This is a genomic window from Shewanella sp. SM69, assembly GCF_025653985.1.
In the GTDB taxonomy this organism is placed as follows: domain Bacteria; phylum Pseudomonadota; class Gammaproteobacteria; order Enterobacterales; family Shewanellaceae; genus Shewanella; species Shewanella oncorhynchi.
Genome location: NZ_JAKKRV010000001.1, coordinates 60130 through 77641, shown reverse-complemented (window position 1 = coordinate 77641; position 17512 = coordinate 60130). Strand labels below are relative to the sequence as shown.

Annotated in this window: 25 protein-coding genes; all 25 read left to right on the top strand. The window is 47.1% G+C overall.

The window, feature by feature from the left end:
• Position 1: 1 nt before the first annotated feature.
• The 25 genes from L5M37_RS00370 (at position 2) to L5M37_RS00250 (ending at position 17508) form a co-directional block, all read left to right on the top strand.
• On the top strand, positions 2-439 hold the full coding sequence (locus L5M37_RS00370) for a hypothetical protein (RefSeq protein WP_263198947.1): 438 nt from the start codon (positions 2-4) through the stop codon (positions 437-439).
• Between the two features lie 12 nt (positions 440-451).
• A complete protein-coding gene (gene ssb / locus L5M37_RS00365) occupies positions 452-1018 on the top strand; it encodes a single-stranded DNA-binding protein (protein ID WP_263198946.1) in 567 nt (188 codons plus the stop codon).
• Between the two features lie 96 nt (positions 1019-1114).
• A complete protein-coding gene (locus tag L5M37_RS00360) occupies positions 1115-1696 on the top strand; it encodes a hypothetical protein (protein WP_263198944.1) in 582 nt (193 codons plus the stop codon).
• Positions 1689-2009 carry a hypothetical protein gene (locus L5M37_RS00355; RefSeq protein WP_263198942.1) on the top strand — a complete coding sequence of 107 codons (321 nt, stop codon included), beginning with the start codon at positions 1689-1691 and terminating at the stop codon, positions 2007-2009. The genes L5M37_RS00360 and L5M37_RS00355 overlap by 8 nt, the downstream gene beginning before the upstream one ends.
• A gap of 2 nt (positions 2010-2011) precedes the next feature.
• Positions 2012-2287, top strand: a complete 276-nt coding sequence (locus tag L5M37_RS00350) for a hypothetical protein (protein ID WP_263198941.1) — start codon at positions 2012-2014, stop codon at positions 2285-2287.
• Positions 2288-2290: 3 nt separating this feature from the next.
• Complete coding sequence (locus L5M37_RS00345) at positions 2291-2584, top strand: hypothetical protein (RefSeq protein WP_263198940.1); 294 nt, start codon at positions 2291-2293, stop codon at positions 2582-2584.
• A gap of 38 nt (positions 2585-2622) precedes the next feature.
• Positions 2623-3144: a hypothetical protein gene (locus L5M37_RS00340; RefSeq protein ID WP_263198938.1), complete on the top strand. Its 522-nt coding sequence runs from the start codon at positions 2623-2625 to the stop codon at positions 3142-3144.
• 51 nt (positions 3145-3195) lie between these two features.
• Positions 3196-3855: a hypothetical protein gene (locus L5M37_RS00335; protein ID WP_263198936.1), complete on the top strand. Its 660-nt coding sequence runs from the start codon at positions 3196-3198 to the stop codon at positions 3853-3855.
• Between the two features lie 156 nt (positions 3856-4011).
• Positions 4012-4617 carry a Gp49 family protein gene (locus tag L5M37_RS00330; RefSeq protein ID WP_263198933.1) on the top strand — a complete coding sequence of 202 codons (606 nt, stop codon included), beginning with the start codon at positions 4012-4014 and terminating at the stop codon, positions 4615-4617.
• Positions 4617-5108, top strand: coding sequence for a lysozyme (locus L5M37_RS00325; RefSeq protein WP_263198931.1), 492 nt, complete (start codon positions 4617-4619; stop codon positions 5106-5108). Before L5M37_RS00330 ends, L5M37_RS00325 begins: the two co-directional genes overlap by 1 nt.
• Before the next feature lie 323 nt (positions 5109-5431).
• Positions 5432-5716, top strand: coding sequence for an Rz1-like lysis system protein LysC (gene lysC / locus L5M37_RS24135; protein ID WP_411569055.1), 285 nt, complete (start codon positions 5432-5434; stop codon positions 5714-5716).
• Positions 5700-5993: a phage holin family protein gene (locus tag L5M37_RS00315; protein WP_263198926.1), complete on the top strand. Its 294-nt coding sequence runs from the start codon at positions 5700-5702 to the stop codon at positions 5991-5993. Before lysC ends, L5M37_RS00315 begins: the two co-directional genes overlap by 17 nt.
• Complete coding sequence (locus L5M37_RS00310) at positions 5986-6561, top strand: terminase small subunit (RefSeq protein ID WP_263198925.1); 576 nt, start codon at positions 5986-5988, stop codon at positions 6559-6561. The genes L5M37_RS00315 and L5M37_RS00310 overlap by 8 nt, the downstream gene beginning before the upstream one ends.
• Before the next feature lie 7 nt (positions 6562-6568).
• Positions 6569-8071, top strand: coding sequence for a hypothetical protein (locus L5M37_RS00305; RefSeq protein WP_263198924.1), 1503 nt, complete (start codon positions 6569-6571; stop codon positions 8069-8071).
• A gap of 14 nt (positions 8072-8085) precedes the next feature.
• The gene (locus tag L5M37_RS00300; RefSeq protein ID WP_263198922.1) at positions 8086-9213 is read left to right on the top strand and encodes a hypothetical protein; all 1128 of its coding nucleotides are present in this window, start codon (positions 8086-8088) and stop codon (positions 9211-9213) included.
• Between the two features lie 42 nt (positions 9214-9255).
• Entirely contained in the window at positions 9256-10311 is a 1056-nt protein-coding gene (locus L5M37_RS00295) for a hypothetical protein (RefSeq protein ID WP_263198920.1), read from the top strand.
• Positions 10312-10509: a hypothetical protein gene (locus L5M37_RS00290; protein ID WP_263198918.1), complete on the top strand. Its 198-nt coding sequence runs from the start codon at positions 10312-10314 to the stop codon at positions 10507-10509.
• 77 nt (positions 10510-10586) lie between these two features.
• Positions 10587-11522, top strand: coding sequence for a hypothetical protein (locus L5M37_RS00285; RefSeq protein ID WP_263198917.1), 936 nt, complete (start codon positions 10587-10589; stop codon positions 11520-11522).
• An 11-nt stretch (positions 11523-11533) separates the two neighbouring features.
• Positions 11534-12544, top strand: coding sequence for a N4-gp56 family major capsid protein (locus L5M37_RS00280; RefSeq protein WP_263198915.1), 1011 nt, complete (start codon positions 11534-11536; stop codon positions 12542-12544).
• A gap of 93 nt (positions 12545-12637) precedes the next feature.
• The gene (locus tag L5M37_RS00275) at positions 12638-13207 is read left to right on the top strand and encodes a hypothetical protein (protein WP_263198913.1); all 570 of its coding nucleotides are present in this window, start codon (positions 12638-12640) and stop codon (positions 13205-13207) included.
• Positions 13208-13216: 9 nt separating this feature from the next.
• The gene (locus L5M37_RS00270; protein WP_263198912.1) at positions 13217-13858 is read left to right on the top strand and encodes a hypothetical protein; all 642 of its coding nucleotides are present in this window, start codon (positions 13217-13219) and stop codon (positions 13856-13858) included.
• A complete protein-coding gene (locus L5M37_RS00265) occupies positions 13858-15450 on the top strand; it encodes a hypothetical protein (protein WP_263198910.1) in 1593 nt (530 codons plus the stop codon). The genes L5M37_RS00270 and L5M37_RS00265 overlap by 1 nt, the downstream gene beginning before the upstream one ends.
• A gap of 8 nt (positions 15451-15458) precedes the next feature.
• Positions 15459-16103, top strand: coding sequence for a hypothetical protein (locus tag L5M37_RS00260; protein WP_263198908.1), 645 nt, complete (start codon positions 15459-15461; stop codon positions 16101-16103).
• Entirely contained in the window at positions 16103-16561 is a 459-nt protein-coding gene (locus L5M37_RS00255; RefSeq protein ID WP_263198907.1) for a hypothetical protein, read from the top strand. The genes L5M37_RS00260 and L5M37_RS00255 overlap by 1 nt, the downstream gene beginning before the upstream one ends.
• Positions 16558-17508 (top strand): hypothetical protein, encoded by a 951-nt coding sequence (locus L5M37_RS00250; RefSeq protein ID WP_263198905.1) that lies wholly within the window; start codon positions 16558-16560, stop codon positions 17506-17508. Before L5M37_RS00255 ends, L5M37_RS00250 begins: the two co-directional genes overlap by 4 nt.
• Positions 17509-17512 lie beyond the last annotated feature (4 nt).

The following is a 17512-nucleotide window of genomic DNA, read 5'->3' as shown; positions in this document are numbered from 1 at the left end:
AATGTCCTTGATCATCGGAATAGACCCAGATTTAAAAGCCAGCGGCGTCGCCATTGTGGTACGCAACAAGATTTCTGAATTAAAAAATATGCCATTCCCTGAACTCATTGAGTACATCACGGCACTGGCTGCTGATAACGAAATCACGGTCAAGCTTGAGGACGTAAACGCCTGGCGAAGTGTAAAACATCGCGCAGGAACAGGACCAGCAGCCATGCGCAAGATTAGCCAGAACGTGGGCCAAGTCAAAGCGACTGCAAGCCTCATCAAAGAAATGCTGAACAGTAAGGGCATTGAAGTTCACTTGGTTAAACCGCTCAAAGGCGAAGTGAAAATGCAGGCCAAGAAGAACAGCGCATATTTCAACAAGCTGACCGGATGGACTGGCAGCAGCAATGAAGATAACCGCGATGCAGCACTCATCGCGCTACATGGGTAAGGGGATAAGAGCATGGGTAAACGCGGAGTTAACAAAGTCATTTTAGTGGGCAACTTAGGGCAAGACCCTGATGTGCGCTATATGCCAAACGGAAACGCGGTGGCTAACGTGAGTATCGCGACTAGCGAATCGTGGAAGGACCAACAAGGCCAAGAGCAAGAGCGCACCGAATGGCATCGAGTGGTTTTCTTTGGAAAGCTAGCTGAGATTGTCGGCGAGTATCTGCGCAAAGGCTCACAGATTTACGTCGAGGGCAAATTGCAAACCCGCAAATGGCAAGACAACGACGGTAAGGACCATTACAGCACTGAGGTTATCGTCGACCAAAGCGGAACGATGCAAATGCTCGGCAGCAGACAGCAGTCAAGTAACCAATCTGCGCCGCATAACGCGCAAGCGCCAGCATACCAACCTAAGCCGCAGCAAAACCAAGGCACGCAAAACGCTTACGCGCCTAAACCTGACCACGGCGCGCCAGTAAATCAGCGTCATGCGCCACAGCAAAGGCCAGCGCCAAAGCCTCAGCAGAACTTTACCCCTGATTTAGATGACGGCTGGGATGATGATATTCCGTTTTGATTTACAAGCAATTGATTTTAAACGATAAATAAATTGGCGGAACATGGCGCGTAATTAGTTGGCGCGTGGACTTAGCAAGACTTTGGAGATCAACGCATGTGCGTATCACTTGAAAGACTATTTTGTTTGACGTCACAGCAGGCGATAAGCGTTGAACCGCGCGCCAGCGGTAAAGGCATCTTTAGCCGCGAAGATGCTGCAGGCGTGATCGCCATGGTTCAGCACGTTCACCCTGTCGGCGTGAAACTCTTGGAGGCGAAGATTGGCGGCAATCAACACAGTGCGGCAGAACTTAAGCAGGCGCTGGCGAGTGTGTTTGAAAACCGTAACGTTAATCAGGTTAACGCTAAGGCGCTGGCGACGATGGCGGTGACTGAGGTTTGCGGCACTAAGATTTGCCAGAGTTGTAAGGGAGTAGGATTTAAAAAAGACCCGCGCTATGCATGCCGCAACTGTAAAGGTTCGGGTGTTGCAGATATTCGAACAATCAAAAATCTGACTTCGACGTTTAATGCTCTGTCACGTAAAACCTTAACAGAGCAGCAATTCAGCCAGATTTATTATGACGTTTACATGAGCGTGATTGACGAGCTGTATCAGCACGAAAGTGAAGCGGCTAAGTATGCGGCCAGCGTGTTGCGTTTGGTTCAGGCAGAAAGCGAGGTGATGAATGGATAAGCGGATCATTTTAATTGGGTGCGTAGGTGTAGGTAAATCGACGCTTAGAAAAGCGCTGATGCAGATGCTGCTATGTCAGCCAGTCGTTATCGTGGATACGGAGAGTATCAATGTCGATGTTGATAACTGCCTTACTGCAGAGGTTATTGCAGTGCTACGTAATAACGACTTTGGTGATGGTCATTTGAATGTAATGCGTAATCAGCATAAAGACCTTCGTCATGGGTTTGAAGCTCCAAAAGTAACCGGTGGTAAACGCCGGAATAAATCAGAACGCAAGCGCAGCCAGAATCGCGCCAACCGTTGGAGGTAGTTATGAAAACCGATTTTGACCAACTAGCTATCGATGTTAAGCATGCAGCTCGATCATTAGCCGCCGAACGCAAACGCTTGGGAGTTGACGCGCCAGCTTGCGCGCTTCCACCAAACACCACGGACGACCTGACAGAATCCAAGGAGGAACGCGAGGAGTTCGAATTAATGGAGCGTCGCCAGCGTGATCCGCAAATAGTCGACAATCGCCAGGCGAAGATTAACGCCATGGCAGAGATTGCGCGCTGTTGGTTGATGTGGGTTATGAGAAGGTGGTGAAGCATGGATAACAAGGCGCACCTTCATAAACAGCTTGTCCAACTTGGCGACATGATGGGCGATGGCTTGCATTTGGAACCTGATGGCAAATGGATTTCTAAAGAATACGCTCAGGTTGCCAAAGCTTTGGGCTATGGTCCTAAACGTCGCAATCACTCAGCGCAGATTAACGAGGCGATGATCAAGCGTGTTGCTGCTGTGAAGTGCGGTAAATGCGGTTTGGAACTCAAGCAAACTAAGTCAGGTTCTAAACGCGCAGTGTGTCAAAACGGCCATAAGTGGCAACTGCTTAAATAACTCTAGCTCACTTAACTGATAATTTTTGAAGGTGATTTATGAACGATAAAGAATTGGAAGAACTGCTAGATGCGCGGTTTGAAGAATTGAAGTCAGCTATTCAAGATTTAAACTTGATCGATTTTGATAATCTTGATTGCCGTGATGCGGTAAGGAGTATCTGCGGCGTTAAGCTTGACGAAAGAAACTTTAACTTAATGTCATTGGCTATGATGTTAAATGAACGCCGTGGTGAAGGTTCTATGACGCTCGATGAAGCCGTTACCCACCTGAACAATCTTCCTCTCGGGCTCAAAATTGCCGACATGCAGCGCGGCGAAGTGTACAGCGAAGAACCAGAGTTACAGCTTTCATTGGAAGGGGATAGCGCTAAATCACTCGAGCAGCTTTGCGACGAGTATGAGCAAGCTTTGGCTGATGAAAATTATCCGCAGAACGTTGTTGACTACGTTTGTGCCCTAGAGGACTTAGTGAGCGAAATGCAGGGTAAGTCGTTTGCTGATAGCTCAAGGATAGGGCAGTTGGAGGCGGAGAACGCGGCGCTTAAAACAAGGGATTAGTGTTAATTTTCTGATATTATGGAGTTATTCTGAAATGGAGTTCTTTTACCTATGCAAAAGTTTGTTCAAACCGCAATGTTTTCTCTCTTAGTGTCAGTGCTGATTATGATGGCTGGTATTATCTTTGGCTATCTGTGGTCCAGTGATATTGGTAATTGGATTTACAGCAGTGGAGCCAGTGTATCAACTACTTTCACAGTGATTGGTGGATTGTTTACTATGCTGACTTTTGGCTTGGCTCTCATGGCTTACAATCAGTGGCGGCACCCGTTTATATTGGATAAGCATCAAAAACTAATAGATTTGAACAATAATCTTATTAAGTTAATGACTTTATTGCATAATTATAGCGAGTGCATGAGTAACCTAGTAAAGTCTTATGATGATGATTATAGATTTGAAATTGCTAAAGTTGAATTTGTTACTGCTGCAACGAATTACGAGGGGCATGTTATTAGTGTTAGTTTTTATGACTATTTACTAAAAGATTCAGGTATTGATAAAACTAAAAATTTTTCAGCTAGAGAGCTTTCATTTGGTAATACATCAAGAAATATGATGATAAAAGATGTGGTAGCAGAGGTTAGAAAAAGCCCTGAAGGACAACAGAAAATGGAACAACAAGTATCTGAAAAATTAAACTTGATTGCTTCAGTTGCAGAGTGTACTTATGCGAAGCTCGTAAAGTTATCGAGTGAATTACCCTCTTGACATAGAATCCAATTCACATAGTATTTCCCCATAGTGCAATAAAGCACACCAGCAAAAGCCATCCTTCGGGGTGGCTTTTGTGTTTCTGCGCTTTACATTCCCAAGCCCTAGCATTAGCTGGGGCTTTTTAGTTTCTGGACTCCGAGGACTCCGATAATGATTAAGACCGTTACCTCCGCAATGATTGAGGCGCTGCTCGCCACTGTCGAATGTAAAACCCACATTGTCGAAGGAACGACGACAACCGTAGCAGTTTCCATGCTGCCCATCGGTGAGACTTTGTTCACGTTATCTACAGCTATTAGCGGCTGCGCAGATCCGCGCAAGTTTAACGCTGACCTTGGCGCTAAGTACGCGATTGAAAAGGTGATAGCTCAATCCGAAGAAAAGCTTTGGGAGCTAGAAGGTTATTGCCTTGCTAAAGAAATTAACGGCGTAGCTCCGGTAATTGACCATATCGACCGCGTGATCATTGAGCACAACGAGCTAATGACGAAGCTGGTTAAGCTGAATGAGTTTATCGAAGGCGACAAATTTAAGTCGCTAGGTAGTCGCGCTCGATTAATGTTGAGTCGTCAATCTGCCGCAATGGAAGATTATGCCGAGTGTTTGCATGACCGCCTCAAAGATTTCGGCTGCACTCAATTCACTGGCGCTAACTGGCCTGAGTTGGTTGAAAAATTTGGTGATGGTGAGCTTGTCGGCGGTCAATTCGTAACGCCTGCCGGTGATTCGTTTGCTGTTGGTATGTGGGTCAAATAATGTCAAAAATCCGCGCCTTCCTTATCGCTGCTGGCTTTTCTGGTGCAGTAGTGACGGGAGGCGTTTTTGTTGCTGAGCATGAGGGATTAGTGCTTGGTACTTACGTTGATCCGGTTGGTATTGTGTCGGCCTGCTTCGGCCAGACTGGGCCAGAGTTAGCACTAGGGCAGCGCTTTAGCGAGCAAGAATGCCTGGCGATGTTAGCTGATGATCTGGAGGTATTCGACCGTCAGTTAACCAATCTAGTGCGCGTGCCTATCACAGATAGCGAACGCGCAGCCTACCTCAGTTTTATGTACAACGTCGGCGCACAGAATTTCAGTGATTCAACACTGCGTAAGAAGTTGCTGCGTGGCGACCGTGTTGGCGCGTGCAATGAGCTAAGCCGCTGGGTTTATGCCAAGGGCAAGAAATTACAAGGGCTTGTTAACCGCCGTAAAGCAGAACGGCAACTGTGCTTAAAGGAGCTTAGCCATGTTTCAAACCATTAAAGACAAATTAAGTGCTGGCGTGATCATCATGCTAACCGTGGCGTTGCTGTTGCTCGGCTTGATGCTGAACGTAACCAAAGCTGATTTGGCAACAACTAAAGCTAACTTTGAAAAGTCGCAAATGGCTTTGTCGACACTTCAAACCGATTTGGACAACGCGACAACTGAGCTTAAAGCCGCTGAGATTGAAAAGGAACGATTGCGGCTGGATGCTGCGCTCACTGCTAAAACGCTCACGGTTCGCGAGCAGGGACGCAACACTATTGATGCTGATCTAGTGAATACCAAGGCCAAGGCTAAGGCTGTGATGGAGAGTTCGACCAATGAATCTGATAAATCGTGGACTGTGGCTAGTGTGCCTAGCGAGCTTAATCGGTTGCTCGAGCAGCGTTCCTATTGTGCGAACAGTGACAACGACAAAGATAGTTTATGTGTTGCCAGACAAGTCACTTCTGAGCAAATGCCTGATCCCCATTTATTCGGGGCGCAAAAATCCCGATCTCTATAACTACTCATTGACACTCATTGCGGCGCTAGAACGGTGCAACACCGACTGGCAAGCGCTGCACGACTGGCGAGAGGCAAAGGCTAATGAACACAGACAATAACTTAAGTAGCTTAAGCGATTACTTCATTCAGAAATTGTTGTCGATGTTCGCCTACTTTTCATCATTCGTTAGTGCGTTGGGGGGATTTCTATCTGTGGATAAATTCGCGGTGATCCTTGGTATGGCTCTGGCTATTGCAACTTATTGGGCTAACAAAACTTATTCTAATAATAAAGAAAAGCGTGAGGCGAAATTAGCTGAACAGCAAGAGCGAATCAATAAACTTAATGAAGAAATCGCTCTGCGTCAGTTGGATAAGTTGAATAAAAATGGATAAGCCAGCTAAAGCTAGATTCGATTGGGATCAGCACAAATACACAGATATGGAGCGCAAGTTCGTTGCTGAGTATTTGATTGACCACAATAAAGCGCAAGCAGCAAAGCGTGCTGGCTCTACATCCAAAGACCCTAAAAAGGTCGGCTGGGAAATGTACCAGCGTCCACACGTTAAGTTAGCTATTGATTGGCATATCGAGCAGCTATTCGACGTTAATAACGTGACTATTGAGCGCATTATCCGTGAAGCCGCGATGGTGGCATTTGCTGATATGGCGCCAATCTATAACGACGACGGTTCGTTAAGGCCGTTTGCTGAATGGCCTGAACATTGCCGCCGTGCTGTGGCAGGTGTTGAAACTGACGAGCTTTTCGAGGGGGTTGGCGACGACCGTGAACAAGTGGGATTTACCAAGAAGTTTAAGCAATGGGACAAAATGAAAGCCCTTGAGCTGCTTGGTAAGTACCGCAAGATGTGGACTGACAAAGTTGAAATTAGTTCGCGGCCTAAAGTTGTAGTTCGTGACTACACTGGACGCAATAAGCCAAAGGCTAAGGCACAGGAGTGATAACAGTGTGTCAGAGCAAACAACTTATGAGTTTTATGTCGCGGCTCAGGGTGATGTGCTTGAACAGTACATCGCTTCTCGGGTACGTAACACCTTCATTATGGGCCCAATTGGTTCAGGTAAAACGTATGGTAGCGCCATGCGATTATTCAACCAAATGTGCGAACAGACGCCAAACGCATTCGGCGTTCGTAAAACTCGCTTTATCGCGGTGCGCAACACCTATCCTGATCTCAAGGGTACGACGATCAAAGACTGGTGCGATTTATATCACAACGAGGACTGCCAGCTAGGGAAGTTCAACCATGATTTCCCGCCGACTCATTATCTCGACTTTGATTTAGAAGATGGCACCCGCGTTAAGGCTGAGTTGGTTTTTCTAGCACTCGATAGGCCCGATGCGGTGCGTAAGTTGCGCGGTCTACAAGTAACTGGGTTCTGGTTAAACGAAGTTAAGGAACTGGCTAAGCCCGTAGTTGATATGTGCGACGGCCGACATGGACGTTACCCCAGTGCTGCCGAAGGTGGACCAAGCTGGCATGGCATGATTGGCGACACCAACGCGCCAGACGATGATCACTGGTACTACGAATTAGCAGAAGAAAGCCACCCAGATGAGTGGCTTTTTTTACGTCAGCCTGGCGGCGTTATAGAGAAAGTGATCGGCACAGGTCAAAACGCTACGGTTAAATGGGTTCCAAATCAAGACGCCGAAAACCTCGCTAACCTGCCAGATGGTTATTACATCAAGCAGGTGCAGGGTAAAGCCGACGACTGGATCCGCATTAACTTAGCGAACCAATACGGCACGGTCGCCACAGGGATGGCGATTTATAAGGGCCAGTGGAATGACGTACTCCATACCAACGCCAACAAACTGTTACCGATTAAAGCCCATGGCAACTTGCTTATTGGCTTTGACTTTGGGCGCACGCCTGCAGCGATTGTCGGGCAGTTAACGCCGCTCGGTAAATTGCGGGTGATAAAGGAATACGTTAGCGAAAACATGGGCGTTCGTAGCTTTATGGACTTCTTAGTTCCTGAGTTAAAGCGCACGTTCCCAGCATTCACCAAGGCTGATTATGTCGCGTTCTGCGACCCGTCAGGCTGGGGTAAGTCGGGTAATGATGAAAACAGTCCGATTGAAATCATCAACATGGAATACGGCATTACTGCTTACTCAACCAGCAGTAACAAGCCGGAACATCGCTGGGAGTCGGTGCGCTTCTTCTTAACTAAAAAAATCGATAACAAGCCAGCATTTGAACTGAGCGCCGATTGTAAAACCTTGCGAAAAGGTTTTAACGGTGGCTATCAGCTGCGTCGCATTCAAGTGGCTGGTGATGCGCGCTACACCAGTGTTGCAGACAAGAACAAATATTCGCATCCACACGACGGATTGCAGTACCTCGCACAAGGCGCGCAGGGCGAAATTGATTATGAACGGACAGAACAACTCAAACAGACCGCAGCACAAACCGCTGCCGCTGATTCGTTAACAGGTTATTAGCAGGAAGATAAACAATGTCAGATGAACCTAAAGGTGCACAGCCTAAGGCTTACGGCCATGATTATGATCCAAATTCTAATTTGGACATTCTGGCGCAAGAGCTTGAGCGAAAGCTATCTGACACCATGTATCAGCGCGGGAACATCGATGTGCGTATGGTGGAGGATTTACGCAACTATCACGGCATGTATGACACGGCCACGCTCAAAGCGATGGAGACAAACGAGACAGCTAAAGTCTTTATCAAGCTCACTCGCGCTAAAACGAATGCTGGCGAATCGCAATTAGTTGATCTGCTATTCCCTAATGACGATACAAACTGGGGTATCAAGCCAACACCAGTGCCGCAGTTAGTCGACATGCTAGCGGATAAAGATACACCTTTTAAGCTGGGTGATACTCAGTATCAAGATGAAAAAGGAAACGTAATTACTAACGCTGACGTTGCAGAACGTAAGCAACAGCAGATTAGTCAAGCCTGCGACAAAATGGAAAAGCTGATTAAAGATCAGTTAGTCGAAACTAAGTATAACGCTAAGTGTCGCTCAATTATCCACGACGCATGTGTTGTTGGCACCGGCATTATTAAAGGCCCAGTCGTATTAGGTAAGACTGACCGCGCTTACGTACACGATAAAGAAAGAGGCGAGTTCGTTACAGTTATCAAGAAAGTATTTCAGCCTGGTGCTGAAGTGGTAAGGCCGTGGGATTTTTACCCTGATATGTCGGCTTCAACGATTGAAGAAGCAGAATTTGCTTTCGAACGCCGCTTTATGAGCAAGAAACAGATCCGCGGCTTAGTAAATCGTAAGGGGTTCCCAAAGGAGCAAGTTGCTAAAGTGCTGCAAATGACGTCAAAGCAGACACAGCACCGCAGCACTTATATGGATGATGTGCGCATTCTTGCAGGATTGAGCGACACGCTAAACGATACACGCTATGAAACATGGGAATACCATGGCCCTGTATCGCGCCAAGTCCTCGAAGAACTTAAAATTTTAGGCCCAGTTGAAGAAGGTAAAGAAGATGAAGCACAGGATGAATACGATGCTGTAGTGTTTTACTGCGGTGGCATAGTCCTTGGTGCAAAACTGGCATTAATGGATTACACGCAGGATATGCCTTACCGCTGTTACAACTGAGAGCTAGACGACTCAAGCATTTTTGGTTACGGCATCCCGCGAATGGTGCGTGACGAACAAGCCATTATCAACAGTACATGGCGCATGATTTTAGATAACGCCGCAATCACTTCTGGCCCACAAATCGGGGTAAATAAAAAGAAAGTTACGCCGCAGGATGGCAACTGGAATTTTAGACCGCGTAAATTTTGGGATATAGATGGTTCAATACAAGACATTAAGCAAGTTTTCAGTACCTTTGAATTTGATTCACATGTCGATGAGCTAAGCCAGATTTATCAAACGGCACGGATGCTATTTGATGAAGTGAGTGGTGTTCCGATGCTGCAACAGGGTGAGCAAGGCCAAGCCAGCCAAACCCTAGGCGGCATGTCAATGCTGATGAATGCTGCCAATACAGTGCGTCGCAATCAAGTTAAACAATGGGACGACTTCATTACAGAACCGCTGATCCGCGATTTTTACCACTTCAATATGATGCACTCTGACGACAATGAGGTAAAAGGCGATTATCAGGTTGATGCGCGCGGAACCTCTGCCTTATTGATCAAAGAACAGGTGGGCCAAGCCTTAACTAACTTCATCAACATCGCAGGCAATAACCCTATATTCGCGCCTGTGCTGCAACTCAAGTCGGTCGAAATTCTCAAGCAGTGGGTAAAAACACAATCGCTACCTGCTGAAATTATCCCTACTGATGAGGAACTTAAACAGTATCAGCAGCAGATGGAAGAACAACAGAATAACGGACCGCAAGACCCAGCGATGCAACTTGAACAGTTACGCATGCAGCAGGCACAAGTTAAAGCTGATATGGATATGAAGCTGGCGCAGTTTAATGCCCAGCAGCGCATGGCAGAGAAACAAGCAGAACTGCAAATGAAGCAGCAGCAAATTGCAGCCGATATGCAGCGTCAAGAGTCGCAAGAACGTGTTGAATTAATGAAGCTAGCGCAAAACGACAAGATGAATACTGAAAGGCTCATGGTCGAGTTAGAAAAAGTAAAAAGTCGCGCAGCACTTGAATGGGACAAGTTTATGGCTGAGAGCAATCTCAAAATCTCTCAGGGCTTAACTGCTAACTACGGGCTGAATTAAATGCTGCATGTCAATGGTGAGTCATGGAAAGCGGTTGTCAAGCGGCTAGAGAAAGACCGTGCAGAGTTATTGGAAGCACTGACCAATGATGCCAATGAAGTTGCTACGGCAAAGCTACGCGGCAAAATTGAAATGATTGATGAAATTATTCGCGTCTACCCACGCGATTTAACCAAACCACCTGAGTCCGCAGATTAGCGGCCTTTTTTATACCAATTTTATGACCCGCTCCGGCGGGTTTTTTTATGACTGCAACTTAATAAGGCACTCTAAAAATGGACCCAAAAGAGCAAGACGAACTTAATTCACAACAAGATCAAGGCCAAGTCCAAGACGATGAAGTGGATGCTATCAGCTTATTTAACGAACTCACCAAGGACTCTGATAAAGACTCTGCAAGTGAAAAGGTTGATGAGCTGGATCACGAGCATGATTTGTTGCAACAGCACGAAGCAAAAGACCAGCAAGACGAGCAGGGCACAGATGCAGGCCAAGGCCAAGCCGCAACTGATGATCCTTGGTCCTCTGCGCCAGAGCCTCTGCGCAACGAATATCAACAGCTCAAACAACAGTACCAGCAGCTTGACGCGAATCATCGCGCAAATTCAGGCCGAGTCTCTGCGTTGACTAAAAAACTCAACGAGTTAACAGCAGGATTACAGGCTAATGAAAAAGCCAATGGTGCTGATGCGAACAGCGAAAAAGGTTTACCCACTGCCGACGATCTCAAAGGCAAATCGTTTGCCGAGGTTGAGGAAGATTTTCCAGAACTCGCCGCTTTTGTTCGCAATCAAGTTGACGCAGCAACGCAAGCATTTCAGCAGCAGCTAACGCCGCTCGAAGAAATGCGCCAGCAGCAAGCACAGGAGAAGCATCAAGCAGAACTGAAAAACCAGTTCCAAGCTTTAGCGACTGTTCATCCTGATTACATGCAGATATCGCAAGACCCAACGTTTCACCAGTGGGTGGCTACTCAGCCAACCTCAGTGCAGGCCATGGCTCAGAGCGATTATGCAGACGACAACATTGCGCTGCTCAACTTGTACAAAGGCTCACGTCCAGCGCCTATCGCGCCAGCGGCAAAGCCTAAACCCAAAACCACGTTATCAGATCACGCCGAAATTCCGCGCAAAGGCGCAGGCAAAGCGGCGGCAAATCCTGACGACGTTGATCCAGTTGATTACTTCAATCAAATCACTAGTAAAAATTAAGGAGTTACATCATGTCTAATGGCTATGGTGATATTGGCTCGCGCGTTGGCGTGCATGCCGAAGTAAAAATGCTTGAACATGCTGAGCCGATTCTTGTGCTCAACAAACTTGGTGATCACAAACCTATGCCTAAAAACAAAGGTGAAGTGATTAAGTTCCGCCGCCCTGTGCCGCTTGCTCCTGCGCTAACGCCATTAACTGAAGGTGTTCGCCCAGCGGCTACAAACTTCCGTTATGCAGACGTAAACGCGACTTTGCAACAGCATGGCGCGTGGATGGAGTTGACCGACAAAGTTGCTGACTTGCATGAAGATCCTGTGGGTTCCGATATGGCGATGATGGCAGGCGAACAGGCCGCAGAAACTATCGAGTTAGTGACTTACGGCAAGCTGATTGCTGGTACTAACGTCGTTTATGCCAACGGTGCAGCCCGTAACGCGGTCAATACTCCACTATCAATCAAGGTTCAACGACTTGCGGTTCGTACCTTAATGGGCCAGCGCGCCAAGCGTATCACCTCGATTCTATCTGGTAGCACTAACTATGCAACCAAGCCGATTGAAGCGGCGTTTGTGGCTGTGTGCCATACCGACGTTGTATCGAGCGTGCGTAAAATGCCCGGCTTCACTCCTGTGGCCGAGTATGGCAACCGTCAGCCTATCTGCCCTGAAGAAGTCGGTAGCGTGGAAGATGTGCGTTATATCGCTTCACCATTGTTTAACCCTTGGGTTAACGCTGGCGGCGCGCATGGCAGTACAGCTGTAACGACTGGCGGCACCAGTGCAGACGTTTACCCTGTGTTATACATGGCTGCTAAAGCGTTCGGTTGTATCCCATTGAAGGGCAGCAAGGAAGCAGGCGGGGCGATCAAGCCAATGGTGCGTCAACCTGGCACGCCAAGCCATGGTGATGAACTCGGTCAGTCAGGCTCAGTTGCATGGAAAACGTGGTATACCGCGCTGATCCTCAATGACGCATGGCTTGTACGCGGTGAAGTCGCAGCCTCAGTTGACCCAACCTAATTAGGTTGGCGCAGCTAAATCAGTAAGCAGTAAATCAAAAGCCTCCACTCAAATGTGGGGGCTTTTTTATTCCTATAGTTGGAGCATGAAACCATGAAATTTACCAGCAAAGACAGCACTGATAAGTTAATTAAGTATGCCGCTGAAACCCTTGGTCTAGACCTATCTGGCAAAGAGCGCCAAGAAGTGATTGCGGAAATGAAAAAGGCTGATGCCTCTTTATTTCCTGCTGACAAACCTAAAGCTCAGGCCGCAGCGACTGCAGCTGCAAATGACACTGCCAATAATGAAACTGACGCTGATCAAGATGATTTAGATGCAGATCTTGACAGTGACTTGGAAGAATTAGAACTCACTGACGAAGTACTTGATTCAACACCTAAAGGTAAAGAGCTGGTCGCTGTCACTCTAAATATCCATGATGATAGTGGTGATGAAGAAACCGAAGTTGATAACTTTGTGCAAGTCGGCGTGAACGGCGTGATGCACCAAGTGCAAAAAGGTATAGATGTAAAAGTCAGCGCGGGTGTTTATGAAGTGCTCAATAACGCGATTGAAAAACGCTTTAAAACAGTGACCGATGCTGCTACCAAAATGAAATCGCTTAAAGAAACCCAAGTTAAGCGCTGGCCTTTCAGTGTAATTCAAAAGCACTACGCATAAGGCCTCACTATGACTTACCTAGAGCTATGCGTGCGCGTGCGCGAGGAATCCGGCGTTTCTGGAACTGGTCCAGCGTCAACAATCAATCAGATAGGCGTGCTGGCTAAAATTGTCGGCTGGGTGCGTGATGCAGACCTTGATATTCAGCGCTTGAAAACTGAGTGGAAATTCCTATGGCGCCGCACGCAATCAGCTTTAGTGCTTGGTCAGCAAAGCTACACCGCTATTGATTTGTCCTTAAGCGATCTAAAGGATTTAAGCCGCTTTTGGGTGAATGGTCAGCCAGTGAGCGTTGTAGATTGGGATGAATGGGTTGACCGATACGAACCACAAGGAACGGGGCAGGGATTGCCGCAAGTGGTCACCATTGCGCCAGACGGTAGCTTTATGTTTTACCCTGTTCCTGATAGCGCCTATAGCACACGTACCGATTATTTTAAGATGCCAGTAGCGTTAAGTGGCGATAGTAATGTGTCGGCAATCCCCGCTGCATACCATGATTGCATAGTGCAAAAAGCACTTATTTATTATGGCAAGTTCGAAGATGATCAAAACTTGATTCAGTTGGCATCGCTTGAGTATGAGCAAAAGCTGACTGAACTGTGCCGCGACTATTTGCCTAAGATGGGCTTTGCGCGGGGGCCGTACTAATGTCGTTTACCCCTGCAGCACTGTCATTGCGTGGCGGCTTAAATCTTGCCGATAGCGACAGCGATATGAAGCCAGGCGAATGCCGCGAACTGGTTAACTACGAGGTGAACACCTCCGGCCGCTATCAGCGCGTGACAGGGTACGAGCGCTTTGATGGCAGGCCGTCGCCCTCTGCTGTGCGGATCCCAGATTTATCCGGCTTCCCATTTGATACCGACGATGAAGCATTAGCCGCGTTAGATGTTGAAGTTGAAGCGCGTAGGGCTGCTATTCAAGCAGTGCCAGGCACTGGCCCAATTATCGGCGTGTTTATGTTCGCTGGACTTGTTTATGCGATGCGCAATATCGCCGACGGCACTGCAGCAAAACTTTACCGCGCCACGGTAGCCGGTTGGGTAGAGGTCACAACGCCAGTGCTTGCGCCCAGCGGCAGATTATTTACGCGACAAACTAACTTTACTGGCAGCGCTGGTACGCTTGAGATTATCGGCGTTGATGGCAAAAACAAGGCATTCCGCTTTAACGGTACTACCTTCACCCAAATAACTGGCCCAATCACGCCAGACGCGCCAACCGTGCTCGAGGTTTTACCAAGCCAAGTATTATTACTCGGCTATCGTGGCGGCTCGTTTGTGTTTAGTGCTATTGGTGACCCAACTAAGTTCAGCTCTGTGGATGGTGGCGGTGAAATCGCGGTGGCCGATGAAATCACAGAAATGCAGGTGCAGGCCGACAACACATGCGCCATTGGTTGCCGCAACCGTGTTTACATGCTGTACGGCACAGGCAAAGAAGATTTTCAGCTTAAGAGCTTGAGCACTAAGGTTGGCATGCGCACAGCAACCGCGCAGAGCTTAAGCGATACCCTGTTTTTAGATGATCGCGGCTTAACCATGTTGGCGCGGGTGCAGCAGTTTGGTGACTTTGCTCAGGCAAGCATTAGCCAAAAAGTTCAACCGTTGCTTGATCAATACGCTGGTCGTGATATGTGCAGCGTGACGATTAAAACCAAAAACCAATACCGCCTGTTTTTCACCGATGGCAGCGCTTTGTTTATCACGTTAGCGCCAGACGGAACGCCACAGTTTACCCAAGTTAATTATCCAATGCCGATCCGCTGCGCCTTTAGTGGAGAGGACTTAAACGGCATTGAGTCGGTATTTGTTGGCGCTGAAAACGGCTTTATCTATCAGCTAGACCGTGGCTACAGCTTTGACGGCGCAGAGTATGAGAGTTATTTGCTCACAGGATTTATGCACTTTGGTAGCCCTGAAACCCGCAAGAAATGGCACAAGCTGGTGATTGAATGCGACAGCGTTACCGAAGTATTGATGCACGCTATCGCTTACTTTGATTTTATGAGCCCTGACACGCCAGATAGTGAGCTTATTATCGGCTCTGGCAGTAAGTGGGATTTATCAGAATGGGATAACGCATCGTGGGGCAGTGGCACAACTAACTGGGCCGATATGTATATCGCTGGCGTATCGCGCAATATTGCCCTGCACCTAAGCAACACTTCAAAGCAGTTACCACCGCACATCATTTCAAACTTGTACTTGCACAGTAAGCCCGTTAGCCGCAGGCGCTAAGGATCACCATGACTCAATTAAGCTATTGGCAAGATACCAGTCCATTCGTTAATGGCACAACGATTCGCGCCACACCGATGAACACTAAAATGGGTGGGATATCGGCAAACTTGCAGGCGATTACCGCGCAGATCAATGGTTTTGTCGTTAAGTTACCGGCTAACTTTGTCGGCAATACTGAGATAGCGAATCAGTCATATACCGACACGCTGTTGTATATCAACAAGCAAGGCAACATGGACCTGTTGCCAGCATCACAGCTAATTCTAAATGCTAGCCATGAACTTACCTTCATCACCAACTCAACCAATGCAATAAGCGTGAGTGGTGATAGTCACAACCAGTTTATCACCTGCAACTACGTCATGCCTGAAAGCCCAACCGAAGCACAAAGCAAAGTCTTAGTGACCGTTGGTCGCAGCATAAGAACGGTGAACGGGGATCCGGTTGTTGCGACTGGTAGCATTATCTTTCTTGCTGCCAGTACTGAGGCTGAATTTTGGTTAGTGCCAGATGAAGCGCAAGGGGTGACGATTCTATCGAGTGGCACGCTTCGGGCCTATGGTCAAAACTCGGCCATCGCGCTAATCAGCTTAAGTGAAACCGTGTGGCTAATGGTTGGCGACATTTACCCGAGCGATGTGGTGCTGTAATGGCAGAGCCCACCAAGCTAACCCAAGCTCAGGCGTTATTTGCTGTACTGGCAGGCGCAGCACAGGCAAGGCGGGAGCGAGTTTATTACAGGGATGGGGTGCTGAGAAGTACGCTATATAGCCCAATACCAGTAGATGCCGATACAGCTTATAACAATGTTAGTATCGCAATAGAAATCATGTACATAACGCCTGTACTATTAGATATTAATGATGAAGCAAACAGCAGTGTAACGCTAGATATTATTAAAACATTAGCGACTAAGCCAGAAGGCACAGATGAAGCAACTAACTCTGTGTCATTAGCGATTGTGGTAAGCAAAGTAATACGTGATACGAGTGCGGTGGACGTTGCAACTAACACCGTAGCGATAAGCACTATTAAATACGATGTGGTAAGAGGTTTCGTAGAAGACGCAGCTTCCAACTCAGTAACTCTAGGAGTAATAAAATTATGATAGGCTTAAATTTAGCAGCTAAAGCTAAGGGTTTATGTAGAGTGCAGCTGAGAGACACAGTAACTGGAGAGATACGTCTAGATACTGGATATTTCGATAACCTATTACTAGACAACTTCTTTAAAAAGCAATCAGTAGCTTTTATTAGATGTTATGCGTGTACTGACACGACTGTAAGTCCAACAGACACGACAATAGCAAGCTTAGGATTTGCGTCAACTGTAGCGCATAGCGCACCGACAAAAGAAGTAGTCGGAAGCGCTATAACAACAATTGCTACGACTGTATTTACTTTTACAGCAGGTGCTATAGTAGGAAACTTATCTTCTCTAGCTATAGCTACAGGAACAACAGTTGCTACAGACATGGTAGTTAAAACTTTAGTGAAAGATGTGAACGGTGACCCAACAGCTATCACGGTTACAGCCACAGATCAATTGATTATAACGCACACATTAAAGTTAACTGTTGATCAATTTCCTGCATCGTTTACAGCAGATGTAGATGAAACAACTCATACTTTCCAATTCATGGCATCACGTGTGGATGCGACTACTACTCAACTAATATACCCGTTTATGCCTTTTGCTATAAGCTTAAACGCCACATTGTTTACAGGGTGTAGTATTACAGTTGCGGCAGATGCAACAGATATAACTATAGGTGTAACAGACACGTATATAGTGATGACAAACCCAGTAAACTTAGGTGACTCATACACGTATAACTTAACTGAGGCTGTTAGCGGGAGGAGTAAAGTAGTAGTGTCCAGAACAATTCCAGCTAACGTAAACTTAGCGGGAGGTGCAGGTATTGGGTTTATAGGTGTAGGTATGTCATCCAGTTTCGCTACAAGAACATATTCAGGATTTAAAGTAACACCACCTCTACCTAAAGATTCAAACATTGCGTATACGTTCACTATTACTTTCACATTATCACGGTAACGGG

Excerpts from the sequence above, each read along its gene's own strand:
- L5M37_RS00315 (WP_263198926.1), top strand. The coding sequence starts at position 5,700 with ATGAACACAGACAATAACTTAAGTAGCTTAAGCGATTACTTCATTCAG.
- L5M37_RS00295 (WP_263198920.1), top strand. The coding sequence starts at position 9,256 with ATGGTGCGTGACGAACAAGCCATTATCAACAGTACATGGCGCATGATT.
- L5M37_RS00350 (WP_263198941.1), top strand. The coding sequence starts at position 2,012 with ATGAAAACCGATTTTGACCAACTAGCTATCGATGTTAAGCATGCAGCT.
- L5M37_RS00280 (WP_263198915.1), top strand. The coding sequence starts at position 11,534 with ATGTCTAATGGCTATGGTGATATTGGCTCGCGCGTTGGCGTGCATGCC.
- L5M37_RS00325 (WP_263198931.1), top strand. The coding sequence starts at position 4,617 with ATGTCAAAAATCCGCGCCTTCCTTATCGCTGCTGGCTTTTCTGGTGCA.
- L5M37_RS00255 (WP_263198907.1), top strand. The coding sequence starts at position 16,103 with ATGGCAGAGCCCACCAAGCTAACCCAAGCTCAGGCGTTATTTGCTGTA.
- lysC (WP_411569055.1), top strand. The coding sequence starts at position 5,432 with ATGAATCTGATAAATCGTGGACTGTGGCTAGTGTGCCTAGCGAGCTTA.
- L5M37_RS00275 (WP_263198913.1), top strand. The coding sequence starts at position 12,638 with ATGAAATTTACCAGCAAAGACAGCACTGATAAGTTAATTAAGTATGCC.
- L5M37_RS00285 (WP_263198917.1), top strand. The coding sequence starts at position 10,587 with ATGGACCCAAAAGAGCAAGACGAACTTAATTCACAACAAGATCAAGGC.
- L5M37_RS00355 (WP_263198942.1), top strand. The coding sequence starts at position 1,689 with ATGGATAAGCGGATCATTTTAATTGGGTGCGTAGGTGTAGGTAAATCG.
- L5M37_RS00310 (WP_263198925.1), top strand. The coding sequence starts at position 5,986 with ATGGATAAGCCAGCTAAAGCTAGATTCGATTGGGATCAGCACAAATAC.
- L5M37_RS00250 (WP_263198905.1), top strand. The coding sequence starts at position 16,558 with ATGATAGGCTTAAATTTAGCAGCTAAAGCTAAGGGTTTATGTAGAGTG.
- L5M37_RS00360 (WP_263198944.1), top strand. The coding sequence starts at position 1,115 with ATGTGCGTATCACTTGAAAGACTATTTTGTTTGACGTCACAGCAGGCG.
- L5M37_RS00345 (WP_263198940.1), top strand. The coding sequence starts at position 2,291 with ATGGATAACAAGGCGCACCTTCATAAACAGCTTGTCCAACTTGGCGAC.
- L5M37_RS00340 (WP_263198938.1), top strand. The coding sequence starts at position 2,623 with ATGAACGATAAAGAATTGGAAGAACTGCTAGATGCGCGGTTTGAAGAA.
- L5M37_RS00290 (WP_263198918.1), top strand. The coding sequence starts at position 10,312 with ATGCTGCATGTCAATGGTGAGTCATGGAAAGCGGTTGTCAAGCGGCTA.
- ssb (WP_263198946.1), top strand. The coding sequence starts at position 452 with ATGGGTAAACGCGGAGTTAACAAAGTCATTTTAGTGGGCAACTTAGGG.
- L5M37_RS00370 (WP_263198947.1), top strand. The coding sequence starts at position 2 with ATGTCCTTGATCATCGGAATAGACCCAGATTTAAAAGCCAGCGGCGTC.
- L5M37_RS00270 (WP_263198912.1), top strand. The coding sequence starts at position 13,217 with ATGACTTACCTAGAGCTATGCGTGCGCGTGCGCGAGGAATCCGGCGTT.
- L5M37_RS00265 (WP_263198910.1), top strand. The coding sequence starts at position 13,858 with ATGTCGTTTACCCCTGCAGCACTGTCATTGCGTGGCGGCTTAAATCTT.
- L5M37_RS00300 (WP_263198922.1), top strand. The coding sequence starts at position 8,086 with ATGTCAGATGAACCTAAAGGTGCACAGCCTAAGGCTTACGGCCATGAT.
- L5M37_RS00335 (WP_263198936.1), top strand. The coding sequence starts at position 3,196 with ATGCAAAAGTTTGTTCAAACCGCAATGTTTTCTCTCTTAGTGTCAGTG.
- L5M37_RS00330 (WP_263198933.1), top strand. The coding sequence starts at position 4,012 with ATGATTAAGACCGTTACCTCCGCAATGATTGAGGCGCTGCTCGCCACT.
- L5M37_RS00260 (WP_263198908.1), top strand. The coding sequence starts at position 15,459 with ATGACTCAATTAAGCTATTGGCAAGATACCAGTCCATTCGTTAATGGC.